The following is a 23400-nucleotide window of genomic DNA, read 5'->3' as shown; positions in this document are numbered from 1 at the left end:
TTGAAAGGGGAGTGCATCGAAAAACGGTGACTGCCCTTTGAAGCCTGTTGATCTATTGCTGCGCTTCTTTCTGACTGTTCAGCCACTCTTTGTGCTGGCCAACCGCCCTGATGTCGTTGAAGCTGTAACTGTCTCCCAGTCTCTCTTTTATGGCTGTGGCGGATCTGGGACCATCCAGCTGTACTGCCATTTCTTCGAGTATCCGTTTCACTTTATCGGCCTCTACGAGTTGCGTTATGCCTACTTCTCCTGTGGCGATGAATGAAATGAGATGTGTTTCGATGGTGCCGTTCGCCAGGTTTCGCAATGCTGCAATCTCAGGAATGGTTTTGCCTTCCCGGAACAGCTTCAGCGTAATGCGATTGGAGTCTCCCTTCGTTGCCTTGCCCGATTTCTTTTCTTCCTTCACTTCCTGTTCTTCGGTTTTAACGCGGAAAGATTTCTGCATGTCTTCCACCTCCTGCAATAATTGTCCGGCTGAAAGTCCCTGCGATAATCCGGCAGCAATATGGATGGCCAGTTGCAATTCCTGTTTTTTTCTTTCAGGAAGCAGACTGAGTTCGTTCAGCTCACGGATGTACTTTTTCACTCGTTGTTTGATGCGCACATCTTCCGCATGATCTCTGATGCTTGCAATCAGCTGATCGAGCGGCTGCAGAAAATATTCCGCAGCTGCTGCAATGCGCTGGCGGAGAAACTGGAAATTATCCTGCTCGGCATGCGGCAGCAATTGTTCGAGCTGACGCATGAATTTTGCCGCCATATCCTGATGCTGCAACACCGTGCGTACAGTGGTTTGCGCCCAGTTGATGGCTGTGTTCATATCGGTGAGCTGTCGATTGTGGTAATCATCATAGTGCTCACGAAATGTTTCGGCCATCTTGGTGAAATCGAAACTTTTAACGAGTGAGCGTGCCACAAATAATTTTTGTTCTTCTTCCAGCAAGTGCTGCAGCAGGTCTTCGGATTGTTCGGAATTGCTGAAGTGTTTTGTGCGTGCATCGGTTTGGATGCAATGCGGCTGGATGCGCGAAAATAAAATCAAACCTTCCAGTGATGTCAGCCGGCTGAGTGCCACATACACCTGTCCGGGTGCAAAACTTGCTCCCGCATCAATGATGGCTTTCTCGAATGTAAGCCCCTGGCTTTTGTGAATGGTGATGGCCCATGCCAGCCTGATCGGAAACTGCGTATAACTTCCCATCTCTTCTTCTTCGATATTGTCTTCTTCACGATTGTATTGATAGCGGATATTCTTCCAGGTCTCTTTCTCCAGCTCCATTTCGTAAGACTCGCCGGGGAAGTTCACGTAGATCTTTTCTCCTGCTATGCGGCTTATCACGGCGATCTTGCCGTTGTAGTAGCGGCGGCTCTCGCCTTTATCGTTCTTGATGAACATGATCTGCGCACCTTCTTTCAGTTGAAGCAGGCGTTCCGCGGGAAGCGCCTTTTCGTTGAAGTCTTTGGTGATCAATCCCTGAAATTCATAAAGCGTTCCATCGAGTTTGTTCAGTTGCTGCTGATTGATGGTATCGGCTTTGGCATTATGCGTAGTCAATATGATGAAGTTCTCTCCGGGCTCCTGCTGATATCCGGGGCGATAATGCTGGTGCAGCCTGTCGAGATCCTGATCGGTAGTAGTATTGTTGCGGATATTGTTGAGTATGTCGATGAAGTCAGCCTCATGTTGGCGGTAGATCTTCTTCAGCTCAAGATATACCGGCGGATGCTGCTGCAATACCTGCGCATCGAAGAAAAACGGACTTCTGTAATGATCTTTCAATACTTCCCATTCCTCATTGCTCACTACTGGCGGCAGCTGAAACAGATCGCCGATGTACAAAAGCTGCACACCTCCGAAAGACTGCTCCGGCTTGCGTCGTACGTGGCGGAGAATAAGATCGATCTCATCGAGCAGATCGGCGCGAAGCATGCTCACTTCATCGATTACCAGCAACTCCAGTTCGCGCAGCAGTTCTTTTTTGTCCCTGCTGAGTTTGAGGTTCTTGAGCAGGGTATTTTGATTGTTGAACTGCTGGTTGCTGTTCCATCCTGCCAGGGGCGATGGAATGTATGCTCCGAACGGAAGCTGAAAAAAAGAATGCATGGTAACGCCACCTGCATTGATGGCGGCTACGCCGGTAGGGGCGATGATGGCCATCCTTTTGTTGGTATTCTCCCGGATGTATCGCAGAAAAGTGGTCTTACCCGTACCGGCCTTCCCGGTGAGAAAGAGATGGCGGTTGGTTTGGTTTACAAACCGGGCTGCGAGGTAAAAGAGATGATTGGATGCATCGGGTTGCGACATATCATTTCCACTTTGCCGGCAAGATAAGGAATGATTGGGTAAAAATAGTGATATAAAATACGAATAAGGATATTCGTTACCGTTAGGGTTACGTATGTTTTGACATACGCGGAAATACAATACCGTAGATGGTTTTAGGGATTTTCTGAATTGCAGAATGTTCGGAAAATATGCCGGGACTGCCGGTCGCCCGCATCCCACGCGTTACTCACTCTACGGACACTGAGCGGATGCGAAGTAAAATGCCTCCTTCATTCTCTGAACTATCGCAAATCAAACATAACTCTCATTCAACCACCTAGCCATGACGCTTCACATGCCGCATCCACTCATTAACTTATCACCCAACCCATAAAAATTTATAAACATTCCTTCACTCCGGTGAACCCTTCGTAAATTGCACCCATGATCGACTATTTAAAAGGATTGAATGATAAACAGCGCGAAGCTGTTCTCCACAAAGACGGACCTCTCATGATCGTTGCAGGCGCAGGTAGCGGTAAAACCAAAGTACTTACCACCCGTATCGCACACCTCATGGCAAGTGGAGTAGACGCTTTCAACATCCTGGCACTTACCTTCACCAACAAGGCCGCCAAGGAAATGAAAGAAAGGATCGGGCATATCCTTGGTAATTCCGATGCACGTAACTTATATATCGGCACTTTCCACAGCGTATTTGCCAGAATCATGCGCGCCGAAGCGCATCGCCTCGGATATCCCAGCAACTTTACCATTTATGATACCGACGACGCCAAAAGCGTGCTCAAGGCTGTGATCAACGAAATGAACCTGGATGACAAAACCTATAAGCCATCCGCAGTTTACAATCGTATCTCATCTGCCAAGAACGCCCTCGTTGGCCCCATCGAATATGCCAATGATTATGGTCTTCAGCAGGAAGACCTTCGTGGCAACCGCCCCGCCATCGCTCAGATCTATGATGCCTATGTGAAACGCTGTTTCAAGAACGGCGCCATGGACTTCGATGATCTGTTGATGAAATTCTATGAACTGCTCAAGAATTTCCCCGATGCACTCAGCAAATACCAGCACAAGTTCAAATACATCCTCATCGATGAGTATCAGGATACCAACCCTGCGCAGTACGAAATCATCAAACTGCTCGGAGCCATGCACGAGAATGTCTGCGTGGTAGGGGATGATGCGCAAAGTATCTATGGCTTCCGCGGAGCTACCATCGAAAACATCCTTCAGTTCCAGAAAGATTATGAAGATGCCAAAGTTGTGAAACTGGAACAGAATTATCGTAGTTCGCAGAGCATCATCAATGCTGCGAATGAAGTGATCAAGAACAATAAAGGACAGATCCCCAAAAACCTCTGGACCGAAAACAGTGAAGGAGAAAAGATCAAACTGGTAAGAACTTCTTCCGATAACGACGAAGGCAAATTCGTTGCCGACACCATTCAGGAACAAAAGCTCAGAAATCATTACAGTAACCGCGACTTCGCCATTCTCTACCGCACCAACTCGCAGAGCCGTGCGTTTGAAGAAGCGCTTCGCCGCATGGGCATCGCCTACACCATGTACGGCGGTACCAGCTTCTATTCGCGTAAAGAGATCAAAGATTTTGTAGCGTATCTCCGCATCATTGTAAACCCCAATGACGAAGAAGCGCTGAAACGCATTATCAATTACCCTGCACGCGGTATCGGCAAAACCACTATCGACAGGGCTTTGCTGGTGGCCAATCAGCAGAACATTTCCATGTGGCAGGTGCTGGATCAGGCGCAGCTTTTCGGTTTCAAGAGCAATACACTCGAAGCCATCGACGGTTTCGTAACTATGATCAAGAGCTTTACCAGCATGCTCGAAAACAGAAACGCCTCTGATGTGGCCGTTCATGTGGGTAAGCAAACAAACCTCGTTAAAGAACTTTTCAACGATAAAAGTACCGAAGGCATTGCCCGTTACGAGAACATTCAGGAGTTGCTGAACTCCATCAAAGAATGGGTAGAAAGTCCGGACAGTGAAGAAGGCGAAGTGATGGATAAAGGTCTCGGCGCATATCTGCAGCAGATCACACTGCTTACCGATGCCGACGACAAAGATCCCAATGCCGACACGGTTAAACTGATGACCATCCACGCCGCAAAAGGTTTGGAGTTCGCCTGCGTATTTGCCGCCGGTCTCGAAGAAATGCTCTTCCCCAATGCCATGAGCATAAACACCAAGGAAGAACTGGAAGAAGAAAGACGATTATTCTACGTAGTGGTCACCCGCGCCAAGCAGCGACTCTGGGTTACTTACGCCAATACCAGATACCGTTTCGGACAACTGGTGCAGAACGAGCCCAGCCGTTTCATCGATGAACTGCCCGATCAGTATATCGATCGCAGTTTCGCCGGAGGTGGTGTTCGCAATCAGGGCGGCAACGGAAGCCAGTGGGGATCGGGTCGCAGCGCTTACGACCGCATGCATGGCGGAAGCGGCGGCGGTAGTGGATGGGGAGGCAACTCTGCCCGCGATGCTGAAAAACAATATGGACCTCCGCCATCCAAAAAAGCAGCCACACCTTCTTATGTGCAACCTAAGCCACCTACATCAAAAGTAGTGGAACATACGCCCAGTGCAGACTTCGTGGCAAGCGACATTTCTGAACTGAAAGAAGGGCAAAAAGTAGAGCACCAGAAATTCGGATTCGGAACCGTTGCTAAGATCGAAGGCTCTGCGCACAACCCGGTTGCAACCATCAAATTCGATCAGAACGGAGAAAAGAAAATAATGTTGAATTACGCGAAGCTTCGCATTCTTGCGTAAACATATCGGTGCAACTGCATCAACGATATCGGGACTGGCCTTTGTGGTCAGTCCCTTTTTATTTCGAAGCGAAAAGTTGCCAGCCAATTAAGTTGAAATATCTGCCTGCATTAATTCAACAGCTTTCTCAGTGCGGCTTTCAGGCTGCCGGATTTAACTTTTCAATGATAAATTTTAATGATATTTAAGGCCTTCTCCTTGTTCTCCCGGCACGATAATCGTAACTTTAAGAAGATGCCCCTGAGCCATTTTTCAAGCTTTAAAAAAGCCAATGGTAATGGAAGAAAAGAAGGAAAACAGAGTGGACCCGAAGGCATGTTCCTACATCACATTCAATACGGTTGATTGGGTGGATATCTTTATCCGTCCGGTTTACAAGCAGATCATTACCGATGTGCTGAACAGTTTCATCGTCTCCAAAGGATTGATTGTACATGCCTGGTGCCTGATGACCAATCATCTTCACCTGCTGGCCCGTTGCGACGATCCGGGCGGATTGGCACATATCGAAAAAGAGTTCAAGAAAATCACTACCAATAAGATACTCGAAGCAATGGATACTGAAACGGACCTCCGCAAATCGTGGATGCTCGAAAGGTTCGAACATTGCAGTCAATCTCTCAAACGTCTTGAAAAATTCTGTGTGTGGCAGAGCTGCACCAATCCGTCATGCATTCATTTCAGGGAGCCATTCAGGCTCAAGGAAAAAGTATTGCATATTCATGAGAATCCGGTGCGCGACAAAATTGTGGATCTGCCCGAAGATTATCTCTACAGCTCTGCACGGGACTATGCGGGCGTGAAAGGCCTGGTGCGCATCACTGCCATCGATTTCAACGAGGTGCTGAAACTGATGATCAAGCCGTAGGCTATAATTTTTCTACGGCGGCAGCGAGTGCGGCTACATTCTTTTTATCGTTGCCGATAAAGATCTGTTTACCGATGATGGCCACAGGTCTTTTGAGAAATGTATATTCTTCGAGAATGAGTTTCCGGTAATCATCCTCCGTTAAGTTTTTGTCTTTCAATCCCATCTCTTTGTATTTGAGCGCCCTTCGGCTGAAGAGTGATTCATAAGATCCGCTCAGCGCCTTCATTTCGTCCAGCTGCGCCGGAGTGATGGATTCGGTTTTGATCTCCTGCATCATAAACCCTTTCTGATCAACCTTTGTGTCTTTTATAATGGCCTGACAGGTAGTGCAATTGCCGAGGTGGTAGAACTTTTTCATCTTTTCGGATTAATCCGGCAAAAATAGGGGGAGGACTGTAATATTTTTATAGTCTATCGCGACCTATTTGGTATCTTTTGCGCCAAAACCAATTAAAGTTTGCACCCGAAGACCGACCCGGATGAGTTTTTAGCATTGGTAAACCAGCACAAAGGCATGTTGCACAAAGTGTGTAACCTGTATTGTGCCACGGAATATGATAAACAGGACCTGTTTCAGGAGATCGTAATACAGCTATGGCGGGCTTACCCCCGTTTTCGCGGCGATTCCAAATTCAGCACCTGGCTCTATCGTATTGCCCTGAACACTGCTATCTCCGACCTCCGAAAGCAAAAAAACCTTATCAAAAACGTTGAACCGGAACTGCTGCCCACAGAGATCCAGGACATTCAATACAACAAGGATAAAGAAGAAAAACTGGCGCAACTGTACAAAGCCATTCACCAGCTACCAGAAATCGAAAGAGGTATTGTGATGTTGTATCTGGAAGATAAAAGCTACGAAGAGATGGAAGAGATTCTCGGTATCAACCAGAATAACCTGCGGGTAAAGATGAACCGCATCAAAGAAAAATTACGTAAACTCACTAAAGCAGTAGAACATGGAGTTGGATAGCCTGAAAGATATTTGGAAAGAACAGGACCAGCACGTGGACCGTCACCCTGATAACAGTAACGAGATTTTGTCCATGCTGGGTAAGAAATCGCAGAGCCCGGTTGCAAAGCTCAGACGTAATCTCCGATGGGAACTGGTTGCCGTAATAATCACCTATGCATTTGCTATAATTTACTACCTCACAGAAAAACATGGCCGGTACTGGGAAGTGTCCATCCTGTTTACACTCGTAGCGGTAGGATTCGGATTCTACTACTATCATAAAGACAAACTGCTGAAATCGATGCAGTGTGTAGAATCGGAAGTGAAAAGCAATCTGCAGCATCAACTCGGTACGCTCGAAAAATATGTACGATTCTATTTCATCGCAGGCACTTTGCTGATGCCGTTTTTGTACTACTTAACCGGATTGATCATACTTTACAAAACACCTTCTTTTCAGCTTTCCGGAGAAACCCTTGGAAACCGCGCCCAGCCGATGCTGAATGCCGTGAGAGAGCATGGCCTCTTCACAGAATTTCTGATCGGTGGAGTAGTGGTAACAGCCGGCATGTACTTCCTCAATAAATGGTACCTGAATAAACTGTATGGCCAGCATATCAAATACCTGAAAGATCTGCTGAGGCAAATGGACGAAATCTAACTGCACATGAACACCCCCGGAACCATCACAGTAAAAAAGCCGGCTTACCTCAAAAAGCATTTTGAGTTCTGGCACGATAACGAATTGCTGGCCGAAATAAATTATCCTTCGTCCTTCAAGAGCGATGCCGTTGTTACCATCGGTGATAAGAAATGGGTGTTGAAGAAAACCGGTTTCTGGAAAACGAAACTGGAGATCAAAGCAGAGCAGAGTCCGTATACACTTGAATCGTATCCCATCAACTGGAACAAAAAGCTGGAGATCCGTTATCAGGATGGCAACACCTACAAAATGAAACGCACCGCGGTATTCAAAGCAGAATACGCCTGGCTGGATGCGCAGCAAAAACCGGTGATCAGCATACTCAGCCGCAGTCACAGCAAATCGGAGCGCGGCAAAGTGCAGATCCATGCCACACCCGTTGCAGAATACATGCTGTTGCTGATGATCGGATGGTATACCGTTATCCACACAGAAGAACAATCTGCTGCTGTTATCGCCAGCACCTAAGCGGGGATTCCTCAGAATATCTTTGTATCTTGATTGCCTAACACGTATGTCGTATGTCGATGAAAACGCGCAGGCAATTTCTGAAGCAGTCCACTGTACTTACTGCAGGTCTCTTTATTATTCCCGAAAACTTTTTTGTAAAACAGGCACCCATTGGAGTGCAGCTGTATACGCTTCGCAACGAAGTAGCGAAAGACCCTGTTGATACCATTACACGTGTAGCACGCCTTGGCTACAAACAAATTGAAACCTACGGATACAAAGACCGTAAATGGTTTGGCCTCTCTGTAGATGAATTCAATAAGCTGCTGAAAGAAAACGATCTCAGCTCTCCATCAGGCCACACTTACGGAGGACAATATTTTCTCGAACCCAATTGGGAAGAAGGATGGAAAACAGCAGTAGCTGATGCAAAAGCCATCGGGCAGGAATACATAGTTGTTCCCTGGCTCGATCAGAAGTTTCGCAGCATCGAACATTACAAACAACTCACAGATCAACTCAATAAAGCGGGTACCATTGCGCAGCAATCCAAACTGAAACTCGCTTATCATAATCACGATTTTGAATTTGCCGATCAGAGCGGACAAAACGGCCTCGACATTCTGATGCGCGGCACCGACAAATCACTCGTGCATTTCGAGCTCGATATTTACTGGGCCACCAAGGCCGGGCATGACCCCATTGCCTTGTTCAACCAATATCCCGGCCGTTTTGCGATGTGGCATGTGAAGGATATGGACAATACACCCGAAAAGAAATTCACAGAAGTAGGCAATGGAGTGATCGATTTTACTACCATCTTTAAACACGCAAAGAAGAGTGGCATGCAATACTTTTTTGTAGAGCAGGATCAATGCCCGGGCTCTCCTTTCGACAGCATTCAAACAAGCATCACCAATCTGAAAGAACGCATTCTGAAATAACGAAAGAACTGTTTCGAAAAAAGAACCGGGGCTGCATTTCACAACGCAGCCCCGGTTTCATTGTAAGTACTATCTCAACCTTTCGTTACAATTTTTTGATCTTGATGTTTCTGTACCATACAGGATCGCCATGATCCTGCAGACCGAATCTGCCTTTTTTATAGGTACCGAAATCGGGCATGGACTTGAATTTGCTGCCGGCGATCAATTGCTTCCACTGATCGTCCCACATAGTGGTGCTCAGCACTTTTGTGCCGTTCAGCATAAATTCGAGTTTGCCGTCTTTTGAAATGATCTCCACCTGATTCCATTCACCTGCGGGGCGAACAGTTTCGGGTGAGCTGCTGATGAGATCATAGAGATCGCCTGCGCGATGTTTGTTGATCTTTGAATCAGGATGTCCTGCATTGTCGAGCACCTGCATTTCGGGGCCGGTATGCCAGGTATGTTCGTATTTAGGTTCTTCTTTCACAAAGAGAATGATGCCGCTGTTGCCGGCTGCATTGAGTTTCCACTCCAGTTTGAGGTGATAGTTGTCGTATTCTTTTTCAGATACGATGTCTCCACCGCCCACAGTCTGCCAGTCTTTCTTTTGTTTGGGATCGAGGTGCAGTGTACCGTCGGCAACAACCCAGGCGCTGCCGTCTGATTTGTTGTTGTACACGTGCCATCCGTTTTTGGTAGTGCCATCGAACAGCAATTCCCAGCCTTCTTCTTTTTCCTGACCGGTCAACTGGTTGTGGTATGGCTCTACATCGATGGCTGGTCCACCTTTGGTTGTATCGGTTTTGGGTTGATTGTCGAGCGGATGGTCATTGTTGGCACCACAGGATACAAAGCCTGCAGCGAGCATGAAAACGGCGAGCATTGATCGCATAGCAATTCGGTTTTTTATTGATAGTAATATAGGCAATTATAAGGTCTTCACCTTTATATTTCTGAACCATACTTTATCGCCATGATCCTGCAATACCAGTTTGCCGGAATTCACTTTTGCAAATTCTTCTATCGTTTTGAATTTGCTTTTGGCGATCAGCTCTTTGAATTCAGGGCTGTTCATATTGGTGATTACAACTTCTTTGCCATTCTGATACAACGAGAGATTACCGTTCTGATAAATGATCTCGCTGGTATTCCATTCACCGGCTTTGCGGCTGTTTTCAGGTACTGCCGAAATGAGGTCGTAGAGATCACCTGCGCGATGCTTCACAAATTTTGCATCGGCATGTGCATTGTTGTCGATGATCTGCATTTCGGGAGCTGTTACATAAGCCCATCTGTATTTCGGATCTTCCTGTGCATGGAACATGATGCCGCTGTTGCCGGCGGAATCGATTTTCCAATCGAGTTTGAGATGGAAGTTGCCATACGTTTTGTCTGATGTGAGATCGCCACCTCCTTCGCCTTTGGGGCCTTTGGCCTTAGGGTCGAGAAAAAGCACGCCATCTTCCACTTTCCAGGCAGCGCCGTCGGTGCGGTTGTTGAAAACATGCCATCCGTTTTTAGTACTGCCATCAAACAGCAATTCCCAGCCCTGCGATTGTTCTTTGGAGCTGAGTGTATTGTTTGAAGAAGCTGTCTGCGATTTGCGGCTGGTTGTGCAGCTGCATAATGCGATAAGTGTCAGGATGGTGCAAAATCGGTTTAGCATACGGGTTTCATTGATGCTTAAAAATAAGCAAATCCCGCATTTGTGCTGCAAAAATTTTAGATATGAAGTGTTTTGCCTCGTTATTGTTCCGTTAATGGCCGGGCAACAGCTGCTGTGAAGTGAATTCAAGAGGGCAGAAAGCTAAAATGGCCGGTTGTAGTAACCGGCCATTCGAATATGTTGAGAAAGCCGCAGTGTATGGCTGGCTGAAAATGCAGCTGCCATTCCATCCGGACCTGTCAATGATTATTTCTGATTCTTCAGGCTCAGAATGTACTTCACCATCATGCGCGCATCATCCATGGAGAGGCTTGGGTGTGGCGTCATGGGTACTTGCCCCCATACACCCTGACCTCCTTTGATGATCTTGTTGCTGAGGTCGTCGATCACTGCATCGGTAGCTTCATATTTGGCTGCTACATCTGTATAAGCAGGACCGATATTTTTTTCACTGATCTTGTGGCAGGTAGTGCAATCGAGCTTACCGATCATGGTAAGTGCTTTCTCTGCATCAGCATCAACTGTAGAAGCAGATTTTTTCTCTTCGGCTTTCTGCTCAGGAGCTTTGGTTTCACCTCCTCCGCATGCATACATCATAAGGCTGGCGGCAGCTATAGCGCCAAGAACCATTAACTTTTTCATTCGTTACCAGTTTTATCAATCGTCAAAGAATATGGCAAGTTACTTTACAAACCGAGAACTGCCCTATTAAAATTTTCGTTACTTCCGGTACCCGCGAAATCGTCGAAGGCTTTGTCGGTAACCGGAATAATATGTTCGCTGATGAAGCGCGCACCCTCCGCAGCTCCCACTTCAGGATGTTTGATGCAGCATTCCCACTCCATTACAGCCCATCCCGGAAAATCGTACTGCGCCATTTTACTGAAGATAGATTTGAAGTTCACCTGACCATCGCCCAGTGAACGGAATCTTCCTGCACGGTTGATCCAGCTTTGGTATCCGCCATACACGCCCTGCTTTCCTGTGGGATTGAACTCTGCATCTTTCACATGGAAAGCGCGGATGCGCTCGTGATAATGATCGATGAATGCCAGATAATCCAAACACTGCAAAGCCATATGTGATGGATCGTATAAAATGTTAGCGCGTTTGTGGTTGTGAGTGTGTTCGAGAAATGTTTCGAAGCTGATGCCATCGTGCAGATCTTCTCCGGGATGCAGTTCGTAACAAACATCCACTCCGTGTTCATCAAATGTATTGAGGATGGGAATCCAGCGTGCAGCGAGTTCTCTGAAACCTGTCTCTACCAATCCCGCAGGTCGCTGCGGCCATGGATAAACATTCTGCCAGAGCAGCGCACCGCTGAATGTTGCATGTGCATTGAGCCCAAGGTTCTGTGATGCTTTCGCTGCCCATTTGAGTTGCTGCACTGCCCACTCATATCTTGATGATGGATTGTTGTGATACTGCGCCGGTGCAAATCCATCGAACAATGCATTGTATGCAGGATGCACTGCAATCAGCTGCCCCTGCAAATGCGTACTCAGTTCTGTTATCTGCATGCCATGTGCTGCAACGGTGCCGAGCAGTTCATCCACATAGGTTTTGCTTTCGGCTGCCTTTTGCAGATCGATGAGGCGGCTATCCCATGTAGGAATCTGCACGCCTTTGAAACCCAGACCAGACGCCCATTTGCATATGGAGTCGAGTGTGTTGAATGGTGCATTGTCTCCAACGAACTGCGCCAGAAAAATGCCGGGACCTTTGATGGTTCTCATATTTTAAAGCTTGTCCATTTTTGTGATGAGTTACTGCTGGCCACTACATTCTCGATGAAAGCCATTCCGCGAACGCCTTCTTCCACGCCGGGATAGTCGAGCATTTCGGGTGTAGGGGTAGTGCCTTCGAGCCTTGCATTGAGTGTATGTGCGAAGCAGCGGTAGATATTGGCGAAGGCTTCGATATATCCTTCAGGATGTCCACCTGGTGTACGCGTATTGAATTTAGCGAATGAAGAAAGATAGCCTTGTCCTGCACGATACACTTGTGTTGGCTGATCGAGCCATTTCACCAGCAATGTGTTGGGTTCCATCTGTTGCCATTCGATGCTTCCCTTTTCTCCGTACACGCGCAGCTTGAGGGCATTCTCTTCGCCGGCGGCGATCTGTGTGGCCATGAGCACACCGGTTGCGCCGTTGTCGAAGCGAAGCAGCACTGCGCCATCATCGTCGAGTGCGCGGCCGGGAACAACGATGTTGAGATCGGCACAGAGTTCTGTGATTTTCAATCCTGATACATATTCTGCGAGATGCGCGGCATGCGTTCCGATATCTCCCATGGCTCCGCTTTTGCCGGAACGTTTGGGATCGGTGCGCCAGGCTGCCTGTGCATTGCCTTCTTTTTCGCTGAGTGTGCTGAGCCATCCCTGCGGATATTCCACATAGATCTTTCTCACTTTGCCGATAGTGCCATCCTGTACCATCGATCTGGCCTGCTTTACCATCGGATAGCCTGCGTATGTATGGGTGAGTGCGAGCAACAAACCTGTATCCTTCACTTTCTGCTGCAACTGTTTTGCTTCGTCGAGGGTGAAGGTCATGGGTTTTTCGATCACAACGTGAAAGCCGTTGTTGAGTGCCGTGAGGGCGGGATCGATATGTGCGAAGTTGGGAGTAACGATGCTGACAAAATCCATTCGTTCATTTTCCGGTAACGATCGTTCGTTCACAATCATGTCTTCATAACTCGCATAAATTCTGTTCTCAGGGAGCAACAGTGCACGGCCAGATTCTCTTGATGTGTCTGGGTTTGAGCTGAATGCGCCACAACTGAGTTCAATAAGCCCATCCATATTGGTGGCGAGGCGATGGATAGCGCCAATAAATGCGTTGCTTCCGCCACCTATCATCCCCATTCTTAATTTTCTTTTCATGCAAACGTTTGATGGCCGAAAGATAAACCAACATTTTGTATTTTGGTGTTCCAACGACACTAAGTATGGGAAAACACACACGAAGGCTTGCCATCAAAAATATTGTTGCAGGTACTGCTGCTGTCAGCACTGCTGGTATGCTCTCCTCATTCACTTCTTCATCAGACAATCATTATTCATTGAAAGGAAAAGTTAATCACTCTGTTTGCCGGTGGTGCTTCGGCTCTGTTCCGTTAGAAGATTTTTGTGCAGCTGTAAAACCGATGGGTATCAAGGCCATCGATCTCGTTGGCCCGAAAGACTGGCCCATATTGCAAAAGCATGGCCTCTATTCTTCCATGTGCAATGGCGCAGAGATCAATCTGGTGGATGGTTGGAACGATACTCAGTTTCATGCCACTCTCATCAAAAACTATACGGAGATGATTCCGCTTGTAGCTAAAGCCGGCTACAAAAACCTCATCTGCTTCAGCGGCAACCGAAGAGGAAAGGATGATGAAACCGGATGGAACAATTGTGTTAGTGGTCTCAAACAGGTGATCGGCCTTGCCGAAAAACACAATGTTACTTTAGTGATGGAACTGCTCAACAGCAAGATCGATCACAAAGATTATCAGTGCGACAAAACGCCCTGGGGTGTTGAGCTGGCGAAGCGGATCGGCTCGCCCAATTTCAAACTGCTCTACGATATCTATCATATGCAGATCGACGAAGGAGATGTTATACGCACTATCCGCGACAATCATCAGTACATCGCGCATTATCATACTGCCGGTGTTCCGGGAAGGCATGAGATAGACGAGAAACAGGAGCTGTATTATCCTGCCATCATGAAAGCTATTGTGGATACAGGTTTCACCGGTTATGTGGCGCAGGAATTCATTCCGTCCTCAAAAGACAATACTGAAAAACTTGCTGCATTGCAGAAAGCTGTTCAGATCTGTGATATCTAAGTTCGTCTAACGGTTATCAACATATTTTTTCCACATTATCAAACGATCCCGCATGCCCGACAATATTTATGATGCCATAGTGGTTGGTTCCGGAATCAGCGGCGGATGGGCCGCCAAGGAACTCACTGAAAAAGGTCTGAAAGTTCTGTTGCTCGAAAGAGGCCGCGATATCAAACACGTGAAAGATTATGAGAATGCTACCAAACCCATTTGGGAGTTCCCTCATCGTGGTGGCCGAACGCAGCAGATGATCAACGATTATCCGGTACTCAAAAGAGATTATCCGCTCAACGAGATCAATCTCAGCTACTGGGCGAATGAGAAGGATTGTCCGTATACAGAAACAAAACGTTTCGATTGGTTCCGTGGATATCACGTGGGTGGCCGCTCACTCATGTGGGGACGGCAAAGTTATCGCTGGAGCGATCTCGATTTTGAAGCCAATGCAAAAGACGGTCATGGTGTCGACTGGCCGATCCGTTACAACGAGATTGCGCCATGGTACGATTATGTGGAAAAATTTGCAGGCATCAGCGGCAGTCTCGAAGGGCTTCCACAATTGCCCGACGGACAGTTTCTTCCACCCATGGACATGAACGTGGTGGAGAAAGATGTAGCAGCGCGCATCAAAAAACATTACGACAATAAACGACAGATGATCATCGGCCGTGTGGCCAATATCACCAAACCGCTTCCCGGAAGAACCAATTGCCAGTACCGCAACAAGTGTTGGCTGGGATGTCCGTTCGGCGGGTATTTCAGCACACAGAGCAGTACGCTGCCTGCGGCGGTGGCCACAGGCAATCTTACACTTCGTCCTTTCAGCCTTGTTACTAAAGTGTTGTACGATAAAGATTCGAAGAAAGCGAAAGGTGTTGAAGTGCTGGATACCGAAACCAATCAGACCATCGAATTCAAATCGAAGCTAGTTTTCCTCTGTGCCTCTGCATTCAACAGCACCTGGGTGCTCTTCAATTCTGCCACCGATATCTGGCCAGGCGGATTGGGCAGCAGCAGCGGCGAACTTGGCCACAACGTAATGGACCATCACTTCCGTTGCGGGGCAAGTGGTAAAGTAGAAGGGTATGAAGACAAATACTATTTCGGAAGAAGGCCTAACGGCATTTACATTCCGCGATACAGAAACCTTTCCGACGAAAAGCGCAACTATCTTCGTGGATTCGGCTATCAGGGTGGTGCAGGCCGTCAGGGCTGGAGCCGCAACGTAGCAGAACTCGGCATCGGCGTTAATCTCAAAGAAACACTGCAGGAGCCAGGTGAATGGAGCATCGGAATCACGGGCTTCGGAGAAATTCTTCCTTACCACGAGAATAGGATCACGCTCAATAATAAGGTAAAAGACAAGTGGGGGCTGCCCGTACTTGATATGAACTGTGAGATCAAAGAGAACGAGAAGAAGATGCGCAAAGACATGATGAATGATGCCGTTGAAATGCTCACCAATGCCGGCGTAAAAGATGCCAAAGCCAGCGACAATGGTTATGACTTCGGCATGGGCATTCACGAAATGGGAACAGCACGCATGGGAAAAAGCGCTAAAACATCTGTGCTCAACGGCAACAATCAGGTGTGGGATTGCAAGAATGTATTTGTAACCGATGGCGCCTGCATGACCTCCGGCGCATGTGTGAATCCATCGCTCACCTACATGGCGCTCACAGCAAGAGCAGTGAACTTTGCAGTAGAAGAACTGAAAAAAGGAAACCTCTAAACCTCACCATCAAATCAATTCATATGAACAGAAGAGATGCCGTTTCAAAAGTTGCCATATTGCTTGGAACTGCTGTGATTGGTGCAGAGTTCTTCCTCAGTGGTTGCAAACTCAACAGCAGGGAAGAAGAGGAAAAGAAGAAACTCGCAGCGAAGGATTCCAAAAACAAAAACACTGAGGTAAAAAAAGATACACCTCCAAAGAAACTGGAATATACCGGAAAGCTCTTTACGCAGGAAGAGATTGCTTATCTGAATGAAGTGTCTGAGATCATCATTCCAACAACAGATACGCCAGGCGCCAAAGCTGCTGAGGTAGGTGTTTTCATGGCGGTGATGGTAACCGACTCTTACAAACCTGTTGATCAGAAGATCTTCCGTGATGGCATGAAGAAGATCGAAGACGCCAGCACTAAAAAATACAAAGCGGGATTTATGGCGCTCACGCCAGTGCAGCGCAATGAGCTGCTGACCACTATTGACAATGATATGAGCAAGTACGAAAAATCCAAAGCAAAAGGACAGGCTACCCACTACTTTATGATGATGAAGCAGCTAACCATGCTGGGTTATTTTACGTCGGAGTACGGCGCAACAAAAGCTCTGCGGTACGAAGAAGTTCCCGGCCATTACGATGGCAACCTCCCCTATAAAAAAGGAGACAGAGCGTTTGCTTAAATACGGATATTTGTAAAAACACAACACATTATGAGATCGCTTCTGCTGATTTTACTGATTGCCTGCCTTAGTCCTGTTGTTGCAAAAGCACAGTCTGCCGATGAAAAAGCCATCCGCGAAATTCTGGCCAAACAAAATGCTGCCTGGAACCGCGGCGACCTCGAAGGATTCATGAAAGGTTACTGGAACAACGACTCCCTCATGTTCGTGGGAAAGAGCGGCGTTACCTACGGATACAAGAACACACTCGAAAATTATAAGAAAGGATACGGCAACGGCAATGTAGACTCGATGGGCAAGCTCACTTTCACGTTCATCCGTTTCACGCGGGTAAGTCCTGAGTACTATTTTGTGGTAGGCAAATGGGAACTGAAAGAAAAGAAGGATGGCGATATGAGCGGTCACTTCAATCTGCTGATCCGCAAGATCAATAAAGAATGGGTGATTGTGGCAGATCACAGCAGTTAATGCATCCGCACAACTGATATTGCAAAACGCATTTTTAATAGTTGCACTGGTACCTGATAAAGGTGGCCGGTGCATCTTTTTTTAAGGGATATGCATCAGTTGATCAGCAATCCTTTGAAGTCGGTAGAATCTCCATTGAATACATTGAAGTCTGTTTTGCTGAGGATGCCATTCACGCGGCCCTGCTCGCTGTATTGCCAGAAATGCCAGTCGCGGTAGATCCGCGGCTTTTCTTTCTGAAGATAGTGGGCCACCCAGAGGGGGTAATGATCGAAGTCGTCTTTCAGTATCTGTTTGTAGAAATCTACGTTGGTATAGATGATGGGCTTTACGCCGTAATAGTTCTCAACAGTGGTAAGCCATTCCTGAACACGCTGGCGGATCTTGTCGCTTTTCTGTCCGTTGGTTTGTTCAACATCGAGTACGGGCGGGAGATCGCCGGGCTGAAGTTCTACGGAGGAGATGAAATTCTCGGCCTGTGTTTTGCCGCTTTTACTGGCGATGAAGAAGTGATAAGCGCCGCGCACCATGCCGGCATCTTTTATTTTTTTCCAGTTGCGTTTGAAGTAGCGGTCTTCATTTCCGTTGCCTTCGGTGGCTTTGATGAAGGCGAAATGGAGTTTGATGCCTTCTACATTCATGCCCTTTACGCTTTCCCAGTCGATGGCTTCCTGATACTTGGAAACATCGATGCCATGGATCTCGTAATTGGTGGGTACTTCGATGCCGAAGGCTTCGTACCGAACAAAATGCGCCTGTCTTTCGATCCACCATTCATACAGGCGGAAGCCTGCCATCACCAGCAGTCCGAGAAAAACTGCACCCATCAGAATCTTCCAACCGATATTTCTTTTATTCGCCTTAGCCATAATGTGCATACAAATATATAGGAGTGCACCTTACCGTAAGAATGCAAATGGATAAATGTTCCCAAAAGGCGAACAATCCGCCAACTTTAAACGTTCATGGGGTCAATTCATTGCCTGTTAAAGGCATACCCTTAATTTTATAGTTCCAATGCCTTCAATTAACTGGAACGATAGTAAAAATCTGTTATCGAAGCTTACCTTCCGCCGCGCTTTCAATGCGACGAAAGTGTTATGCAGCTACTACATCAGCAAGTGGACGAAGAAGCCCGTGCAATGGGGATTTCCGATTTCCATTTCATTTGAGCCCACCACCAGTTGCAATCTTCGGTGCCCCGAATGTCCGAGCGGACTAAGGGCGTTTACGAGGCCAACCGGCATGTTGCAGAACAATTTTTTCCGTGATACCATCGATCAGCTGGCTCCCGATCTGTTTTACCTGGTGTTCTATTTTCAGGGAGAGCCCTATCTCAATCCCGCTTTTCTCGACATGGTGAAGTATGCTTCGGACAAAGGCATATACACCGCCACTTCTACCAACGCGCATTACCTCACGGATGCGAATGCGAAGAAGACCATCGAGAGCGGACTCGACAGGCTCATTATTTCCATCGACGGAACAACACAAGACACTTATCAGAGTTATCGTGTTGGCGGAAAGCTGAACAAAGTACTCGAAGGCGCCAGAAATATTGTGAAGTGGAAGAAAGAGATGAACAGCAAAACGCCCTTCGTGTTCTTTCAATTCCTTGTGGTGAAACACAATGAACATCAGATTGAAGAGATCAAACAGCTGGCAAAAGAAATAGGGGTGGACGAAGTGCGGTTCAAAACAGCACAGGTGTACGATTACGAAAATGATCCCAACAACCTGATCCCCACCAATGAGAAATACAGTCGCTACAAAAAGAACAGCAGCGGAGAATACGAATTCAAGAACAATCTCAGTAATCACTGCTGGCGCCTCTGGCATGCAACGGTGATCAGTTGGGATGGATTGGTTGTGCCCTGTTGTTTCGATAAGGATGCACAACATACACTGGGCGATCTCAAAGGGAAAAAGTTCAGTGAGATCTGGCACAACGAGCAGTATGTGAATTTCAGGAGGCAGATATTGCAGAGCCGCAAGAATATCGACATCTGCGCCAACTGCAGTGAGGGCACGAAAGTGTGGAGCGAATAGTGCCTGTTGAGTCATAAGAATATGTGAAGGTTTGCCGAACCCAATGATTTGTTCGTAACTTGACGAGCCAAAAATCAGTCGCATGCCACTTTCCACTGCAGTCACCAGTCGTCTGCAACATCAGCATGAAGTGATCGATGATCTGATAAGGGGGCTGTCGGAAGAGCAACTACGACGCCGCGTGATACCTGATAAATGGAGTGCTTTTGAACAACTGGTGCATCTTACAACCTATCAGCCTGTATTTTACAATCGGCTGAAAAGGATCGAACAGGAAGATCAGCCAGAGATTGAGCCATACGCAGCAGAAAACGATGCTGCATTCAACGATTGCCTGCAAGGGTCGCTCAAAGAAGTGACCGAAGATTTCAGTACCCAACGTTTTATTCTCATCAACCATCTTGTTGCGCTGCCGGATACAACCCTGCGGCGTGCTGGAATCCATCCGGTTTACGGTGTGCTCAGCATTCCGGACTGGACGGAAATGTTCCTGCTTCACGAAAGCCATCATTGCTGGAATATTTTTCAACTAACCAGCAGAACCCGTGCAACGATGAAGCCTTTTTGATTGTAATACATCAACCAACCAAAAACACCCTTCAGCATTGAACATGAGTATAGATAACGATATTCAACAAACGAAGTTCAGAAATGAATACCGCCGTTCGATGGTAAACCTGATCTTCACGTATAACTGGATGATGGAGAAGCTCAAAGACATCTTTGGGCGCGAAGACATCACTCCCCAGCAATTCAATATCCTCCGCATTCTCAGAGGAGCTACCACACCATTGTCAACCCTGCAGATCCGCAACAGAATGCTCGATAAAATGAGCGATACCAGCAGAATAGTGGATCGCCTCATCAGAAAAGGACTGGCAGATAAGGTGATCTGTAAAACAGACAGAAGACTGGTAGATGTTACCATCTCTGAGAAAGGAAAGGAAGTGCTGGCCAAGCTCGATGAGTATACTGAAGAGATGGACAATATCCTCGGACGACTGAGCGATGAGGAGGCAAAAACGTTAAATCAGCTGCTGGATAAGCTTCGGGACTCAGAATAATCAGTAATTTCGGCGTTTTGCGAACACAGGACCCGTAATTATGAAAAGAGTATTGTTTGTTGTTCTGCTGGCCCTTCTGCTCAGCAATTACGCCGTTCAGGCGCAGCCTACTTCAGAATTCAGAGCGGCATGGATCGCAACGGTCGATAATATCGACTGGCCTTCGCGCGGCAATTACAATACAGAAAGTCAGAAAGCCGAATACATCCGTATGCTGGATATGCACCAGCGCAATGGGCTCAATGCCGTTGTGGTACAGGTGCGCCCCGCAGCAGATGCATTCTATCCTTCGCAATATGAACCCTGGAGCCAGTGGCTTACCGGTAAACAAGGCACCCCTCCTTCGCCTTTTTATGATCCGCTCGAATTCATGATAGAAGAAGCACATAAGCGTGGAATGGAATTCCATGCCTGGTGCAATCCTTATCGTGCAGAATTCAGCATCGGCAAAGTTCCTATCGCGCCTACGCATGTAACCAAACTGCATCCCGAATGGTTTGTAACTTATGGTACTACCCGCTACTTCGATCCGGGCAACCGCGAAGCGCAGGAGTTTGTTGTGAAAGTGGTGCGCGATATCGTAAGCAGATACAATGTAGATGCCATTCACTTCGATGATTATTTCTATCCCTATCGCCTGCCGGGTAAAGAATTCCCCGACTGGAGCTCCTACAATAAATATGGTAAAGGCCTTACGAAAGATGAGTGGAGAAGAGCCAATGTAGACAGCATCATTGTGAAACTGAGCAGGGCCATCAAAGATGAGAATCCGCAGGTGAAATTCGGCATCTCTCCATTTGGCGTATGGCGCAATGCAGATAAAGATCCGATGGGAAGCGCCACCCGCGCAGGTGTTACCAATTACGACGATCTCTATGCAGACATCCTGCTCTGGCTCAGAGAAGGATGGATAGATTATGTGGCGCCTCAACTTTACTGGGAGTTCGGGCAAAAAGCTGCTCCTTACGAAGTGCTGATCGACTGGTGGAGCAAACATACTTACGGTCGTCACTGCTATGTTGGGCTCGGCATTTATCGTGCAGGCAGCAATGCGGCGTGGCGCGATAAAACACAGCTTCCCCGTCAGATCCGCGAACTGAGACAATATCCCACTGTGCAGGGCGCCATTTACTTCAGCAGCAAATCTTTCCAAAGCAATCCGTTTGGATGGAACGACAGCCTGCGAACAAATTATTACAAACAACCGGCCCGCATTCCTGATATGCCCTGGCTGGACAGTCTGCTTCCCGCAAGACCAACTGTGCAGGCGGTTGCTGTGATCAATAATGGTCTGCTGATACAAGTGAAGAAGAGCGATTTCGATACGCGGCCCATCAAGGGTTTCCGTATCTACGCCTGTTATATCGACGGCCCTAACAATAACTTCTATAATTCGGCGCTGGTGACCACCTTGTTCCAGGGAGATTCGGTAAGTTTTCATGCACCGCTTCCTCCCGATAAAAAATTTGCAAGGTTTTACCTCACAACGCTGGACGAACAGAACAAGGAAAGTAAGCCTTATACAAACTGGCCGCTATCGCTCGATGCGATCAAAGACGACCAGTTTGGCTGGATAATGAAATAGGGGTATGTCTATTTATTGATTTTTATACCTTTGTTATCCGCTTGAAACGGAACCCAATAACAAATAAAATGTATTTATATGCCAGGCTTTGAATTATTCGGAGAGTCGGAACGGAAACACGTGAATGATGTGCTTGAAACAGGTATCATTATGCGATATGGTTTCGACGGCCCCCGTAAAGGAATATGGAAAGCGAAAGAGCTGGAAGCAGCCATCAGCAATAAATTAGGATGTCAGTACACGCAGGTGGTATCCAGCGGTACAGCTGCGCTGGTAACAGTGCTCGCTGCTATGGGCGTAGGATCAGGAGATGAAGTGATTATGCCTACATTCACATTCGTGGCCAGCTTTGAAGCGATCATCGCTGTAGGCGCCGTGCCTGTGCTGGTAGATGTGGACGACACGCTCACGCTCGATCCTGCTGCTGTTCGTGCAGCCATCACACCACGCACCAAAGTGATCATGCCTGTGCATATGTGCGGAAGCATGGCCGATCTGGATGCGCTGCAACAGATCTGTAAAGAACATAAACTGCTGTTGCTCGAAGACGCTTGTCAGAGCACCGGTGCAACGTATAATGGAAAGTATCTCGGCACCATCGGTGATGCCGGTACCTTCTCTTTCGACTTCGTAAAAACAGTAACCTGTGGCGAAGGCGGAGCCATCACCACCAACAGCGAAGAGATCTGGCGCAAATGCGACGGATACAGCGATCATGGTCATGATCACCTCGGCGTTGATCGTGGAGCAGACCAGCATCCTTTCCTCGGATACAACTACCGTATCTCTGAACTGCATGCAGCTGTGGGCCTGGCGCAATTCAACAGACTCGATGAATTCCTCGCTATCCTCAAAAGAAACTTCGATGCGCTGAAATCTGCACTGGCAGAGGTTCCTGAGATCAGCTTCCGCAGAATTCCTGATCCTAAGGGCGACAGTCATACCCATGTGAGCTGGTTCCTTCCTACGCGCGAAGCCACTGCAAATGCCATGGCATTGCTGAAAGCAGAAGGCCAGGCAGCAGGAAGCATTTACTGGTACGATCACAACTGGCACTATATCCGCAACTGGGCGCATCTGAAAACAGCAGACTCACTCAATGCACTCAACCCTGAGTTGAAGAAAGCAGTGATCCATCATGCGAATAAAGATTTTTCTGCGAGTGATGCAGTGATCGGCAGAAGCGTATCAACAGCAGTAGGTATGTTGTGGACGCCGGAGCAGGCGCGTGAGAAAGGAGAGAAGATGGCACAGGTGATCAGAAAATCACTTGCCGGTGAAGCGATCAGGCTGAAAGTGTAATTGAAACGATC

23 protein-coding genes are annotated in these 23400 nt (G+C 47.5%); 15 read left to right on the top strand and 8 right to left on the bottom strand.

Annotated features, from left to right (window positions below):
• Positions 1–52: 52 nt before the first annotated feature.
• A complete protein-coding gene (locus tag HHL16_RS03515) occupies positions 53–2308 on the bottom strand; it encodes a helix-turn-helix domain-containing protein (RefSeq protein WP_169423755.1) in 2256 nt (751 codons plus the stop codon).
• A 405-nt stretch (positions 2309–2713) separates the two neighbouring features.
• Between HHL16_RS03515 and HHL16_RS03510 the strand changes: the two genes are divergently transcribed.
• Together HHL16_RS03510 and HHL16_RS03505 are read left to right on the top strand one after the other, a co-directional pair.
• Positions 2714–5092 carry a UvrD-helicase domain-containing protein gene (locus tag HHL16_RS03510; protein WP_206022238.1) on the top strand — a complete coding sequence of 793 codons (2379 nt, stop codon included), beginning with the start codon at positions 2714–2716 and terminating at the stop codon, positions 5090–5092.
• A gap of 277 nt (positions 5093–5369) precedes the next feature.
• The gene (locus HHL16_RS03505; protein ID WP_169423754.1) at positions 5370–5960 is read left to right on the top strand and encodes a transposase; all 591 of its coding nucleotides are present in this window, start codon (positions 5370–5372) and stop codon (positions 5958–5960) included.
• A 1-nt stretch (position 5961) separates the two neighbouring features.
• On the opposite strand, the gene HHL16_RS03500 is transcribed toward HHL16_RS03505, so the two are convergent.
• Complete coding sequence (locus tag HHL16_RS03500) at positions 5962–6321, bottom strand: ArsC/Spx/MgsR family protein (RefSeq protein ID WP_169423753.1); 360 nt, start codon at positions 6319–6321, stop codon at positions 5962–5964.
• Positions 6322–6420: 99 nt separating this feature from the next.
• Here HHL16_RS03500 and HHL16_RS03495 point away from each other — a divergent pair, with 99 nt between their 5' ends.
• The 4 genes from HHL16_RS03495 to HHL16_RS03480 are packed head-to-tail and all read left to right on the top strand — an operon-like array spanning position 6421 to position 9015.
• Complete coding sequence (locus HHL16_RS03495) at positions 6421–6936, top strand: RNA polymerase sigma factor (RefSeq protein WP_240965759.1); 516 nt, start codon at positions 6421–6423, stop codon at positions 6934–6936.
• Entirely contained in the window at positions 6923–7579 is a 657-nt protein-coding gene (locus tag HHL16_RS03490) for a hypothetical protein (protein ID WP_169423752.1), read from the top strand. Before HHL16_RS03495 ends, HHL16_RS03490 begins: the two co-directional genes overlap by 14 nt.
• A gap of 6 nt (positions 7580–7585) precedes the next feature.
• Positions 7586–8089, top strand: coding sequence for a hypothetical protein (locus HHL16_RS03485; RefSeq protein WP_169423751.1), 504 nt, complete (start codon positions 7586–7588; stop codon positions 8087–8089).
• A 53-nt stretch (positions 8090–8142) separates the two neighbouring features.
• Entirely contained in the window at positions 8143–9015 is an 873-nt protein-coding gene (locus HHL16_RS03480) for a sugar phosphate isomerase/epimerase (protein ID WP_169423750.1), read from the top strand.
• A gap of 85 nt (positions 9016–9100) precedes the next feature.
• Here the strand turns inward: HHL16_RS03480 and HHL16_RS03475 are convergent, their stop codons facing one another.
• The 5 genes from HHL16_RS03475 to HHL16_RS03455 all read right to left on the bottom strand — a co-directional run bounded on the left by HHL16_RS03475 (position 9101) and on the right by HHL16_RS03455 (position 13559).
• Entirely contained in the window at positions 9101–9892 is a 792-nt protein-coding gene (locus HHL16_RS03475; protein WP_206022236.1) for a DUF1080 domain-containing protein, read from the bottom strand.
• Positions 9893–9928: 36 nt separating this feature from the next.
• Positions 9929–10666 carry a DUF1080 domain-containing protein gene (locus tag HHL16_RS03470; protein ID WP_169423749.1) on the bottom strand — a complete coding sequence of 246 codons (738 nt, stop codon included), beginning with the start codon at positions 10664–10666 and terminating at the stop codon, positions 9929–9931.
• A 246-nt stretch (positions 10667–10912) separates the two neighbouring features.
• Positions 10913–11308: a c-type cytochrome gene (locus tag HHL16_RS03465; protein WP_169423748.1), complete on the bottom strand. Its 396-nt coding sequence runs from the start codon at positions 11306–11308 to the stop codon at positions 10913–10915.
• A 44-nt stretch (positions 11309–11352) separates the two neighbouring features.
• Entirely contained in the window at positions 11353–12405 is a 1053-nt protein-coding gene (locus tag HHL16_RS03460; RefSeq protein ID WP_169423747.1) for a sugar phosphate isomerase/epimerase, read from the bottom strand.
• On the bottom strand, positions 12402–13559 hold the full coding sequence (locus HHL16_RS03455; RefSeq protein ID WP_169423746.1) for a Gfo/Idh/MocA family oxidoreductase: 1158 nt from the start codon (positions 13557–13559) through the stop codon (positions 12402–12404). The genes HHL16_RS03460 and HHL16_RS03455 overlap by 4 nt, the downstream gene beginning before the upstream one ends.
• A gap of 65 nt (positions 13560–13624) precedes the next feature.
• On the opposite strand from HHL16_RS03455, the gene HHL16_RS03450 reads away from it, so the two are divergent.
• From HHL16_RS03450 to HHL16_RS03435, 4 genes are read left to right on the top strand one after another with little or no spacing between them, the layout of a single operon-like run.
• A complete protein-coding gene (locus HHL16_RS03450; protein ID WP_169423745.1) occupies positions 13625–14512 on the top strand; it encodes a TIM barrel protein in 888 nt (295 codons plus the stop codon).
• A 52-nt stretch (positions 14513–14564) separates the two neighbouring features.
• The gene (locus tag HHL16_RS03445; RefSeq protein WP_169423744.1) at positions 14565–16244 is read left to right on the top strand and encodes a GMC family oxidoreductase; all 1680 of its coding nucleotides are present in this window, start codon (positions 14565–14567) and stop codon (positions 16242–16244) included.
• Between the two features lie 23 nt (positions 16245–16267).
• Complete coding sequence (locus HHL16_RS03440) at positions 16268–16921, top strand: gluconate 2-dehydrogenase subunit 3 family protein (RefSeq protein WP_169423743.1); 654 nt, start codon at positions 16268–16270, stop codon at positions 16919–16921.
• 30 nt (positions 16922–16951) lie between these two features.
• Positions 16952–17389: a nuclear transport factor 2 family protein gene (locus HHL16_RS03435; protein ID WP_169423742.1), complete on the top strand. Its 438-nt coding sequence runs from the start codon at positions 16952–16954 to the stop codon at positions 17387–17389.
• Between the two features lie 95 nt (positions 17390–17484).
• Here the strand turns inward: HHL16_RS03435 and HHL16_RS03430 are convergent, their stop codons facing one another.
• A complete protein-coding gene (locus HHL16_RS03430; protein ID WP_169423741.1) occupies positions 17485–18258 on the bottom strand; it encodes a glycoside hydrolase family 25 protein in 774 nt (257 codons plus the stop codon).
• Between the two features lie 148 nt (positions 18259–18406).
• Between HHL16_RS03430 and HHL16_RS03425 the strand changes: the two genes are divergently transcribed.
• The 5 genes from HHL16_RS03425 to HHL16_RS03405 all read left to right on the top strand — a co-directional run bounded on the left by HHL16_RS03425 (position 18407) and on the right by HHL16_RS03405 (position 23389).
• Positions 18407–19438, top strand: coding sequence for a radical SAM/SPASM domain-containing protein (locus HHL16_RS03425; protein WP_169423740.1), 1032 nt, complete (start codon positions 18407–18409; stop codon positions 19436–19438).
• Between the two features lie 82 nt (positions 19439–19520).
• The gene (locus tag HHL16_RS03420) at positions 19521–20006 is read left to right on the top strand and encodes a DinB family protein (protein WP_169423739.1); all 486 of its coding nucleotides are present in this window, start codon (positions 19521–19523) and stop codon (positions 20004–20006) included.
• Positions 20007–20049: 43 nt separating this feature from the next.
• Positions 20050–20502, top strand: coding sequence for a MarR family transcriptional regulator (locus HHL16_RS03415; RefSeq protein WP_169423738.1), 453 nt, complete (start codon positions 20050–20052; stop codon positions 20500–20502).
• Positions 20503–20542: 40 nt separating this feature from the next.
• Positions 20543–22087: a family 10 glycosylhydrolase gene (locus HHL16_RS03410; protein ID WP_169423737.1), complete on the top strand. Its 1545-nt coding sequence runs from the start codon at positions 20543–20545 to the stop codon at positions 22085–22087.
• Between the two features lie 78 nt (positions 22088–22165).
• A complete protein-coding gene (locus tag HHL16_RS03405) occupies positions 22166–23389 on the top strand; it encodes a DegT/DnrJ/EryC1/StrS family aminotransferase (RefSeq protein ID WP_169423736.1) in 1224 nt (407 codons plus the stop codon).
• Positions 23390–23400 lie beyond the last annotated feature (11 nt).

Source organism: Pseudoflavitalea sp. G-6-1-2 (genome assembly GCF_012927185.1).
GTDB lineage: Bacteria > Bacteroidota > Bacteroidia > Chitinophagales > Chitinophagaceae > Pseudobacter.
Note: the sequence above shows the minus strand (reverse complement) of the source record. Positions and strands in the feature narration are given on the sequence as shown.

Bases quoted from the DNA above. Each gene is read 5' to 3' on its own strand.
- HHL16_RS03410 (WP_169423737.1), top strand. From the start codon at position 20,543: ATGAAAAGAGTATTGTTTGTTGTTCTGCTGGCCCTTCTGCTCAGCAAT.
- HHL16_RS03485 (WP_169423751.1), top strand. From the start codon at position 7,586: ATGAACACCCCCGGAACCATCACAGTAAAAAAGCCGGCTTACCTCAAA.
- HHL16_RS03510 (WP_206022238.1), top strand. From the start codon at position 2,714: ATGATCGACTATTTAAAAGGATTGAATGATAAACAGCGCGAAGCTGTT.
- HHL16_RS03405 (WP_169423736.1), top strand. From the start codon at position 22,166: ATGCCAGGCTTTGAATTATTCGGAGAGTCGGAACGGAAACACGTGAAT.
- HHL16_RS03505 (WP_169423754.1), top strand. From the start codon at position 5,370: ATGGAAGAAAAGAAGGAAAACAGAGTGGACCCGAAGGCATGTTCCTAC.
- HHL16_RS03490 (WP_169423752.1), top strand. From the start codon at position 6,923: ATGGAGTTGGATAGCCTGAAAGATATTTGGAAAGAACAGGACCAGCAC.
- HHL16_RS03460 (WP_169423747.1), bottom strand. From the start codon at position 12,405: ATGAGAACCATCAAAGGTCCCGGCATTTTTCTGGCGCAGTTCGTTGGA.
- HHL16_RS03435 (WP_169423742.1), top strand. From the start codon at position 16,952: ATGAGATCGCTTCTGCTGATTTTACTGATTGCCTGCCTTAGTCCTGTT.
- HHL16_RS03455 (WP_169423746.1), bottom strand. From the start codon at position 13,559: ATGAAAAGAAAATTAAGAATGGGGATGATAGGTGGCGGAAGCAACGCA.
- HHL16_RS03420 (WP_169423739.1), top strand. From the start codon at position 19,521: ATGCCACTTTCCACTGCAGTCACCAGTCGTCTGCAACATCAGCATGAA.
- HHL16_RS03515 (WP_169423755.1), bottom strand. From the start codon at position 2,308: ATGTCGCAACCCGATGCATCCAATCATCTCTTTTACCTCGCAGCCCGG.
- HHL16_RS03480 (WP_169423750.1), top strand. From the start codon at position 8,143: ATGTCGATGAAAACGCGCAGGCAATTTCTGAAGCAGTCCACTGTACTT.
- HHL16_RS03500 (WP_169423753.1), bottom strand. From the start codon at position 6,321: ATGAAAAAGTTCTACCACCTCGGCAATTGCACTACCTGTCAGGCCATT.
- HHL16_RS03415 (WP_169423738.1), top strand. From the start codon at position 20,050: ATGAGTATAGATAACGATATTCAACAAACGAAGTTCAGAAATGAATAC.
- HHL16_RS03440 (WP_169423743.1), top strand. From the start codon at position 16,268: ATGAACAGAAGAGATGCCGTTTCAAAAGTTGCCATATTGCTTGGAACT.
- HHL16_RS03445 (WP_169423744.1), top strand. From the start codon at position 14,565: ATGCCCGACAATATTTATGATGCCATAGTGGTTGGTTCCGGAATCAGC.
- HHL16_RS03465 (WP_169423748.1), bottom strand. From the start codon at position 11,308: ATGAAAAAGTTAATGGTTCTTGGCGCTATAGCTGCCGCCAGCCTTATG.
- HHL16_RS03450 (WP_169423745.1), top strand. From the start codon at position 13,625: ATGGGAAAACACACACGAAGGCTTGCCATCAAAAATATTGTTGCAGGT.
- HHL16_RS03430 (WP_169423741.1), bottom strand. From the start codon at position 18,258: ATGGCTAAGGCGAATAAAAGAAATATCGGTTGGAAGATTCTGATGGGT.
- HHL16_RS03470 (WP_169423749.1), bottom strand. From the start codon at position 10,666: ATGCTAAACCGATTTTGCACCATCCTGACACTTATCGCATTATGCAGC.
- HHL16_RS03425 (WP_169423740.1), top strand. From the start codon at position 18,407: ATGCCTTCAATTAACTGGAACGATAGTAAAAATCTGTTATCGAAGCTT.
- HHL16_RS03475 (WP_206022236.1), bottom strand. From the start codon at position 9,892: ATGCGATCAATGCTCGCCGTTTTCATGCTCGCTGCAGGCTTTGTATCC.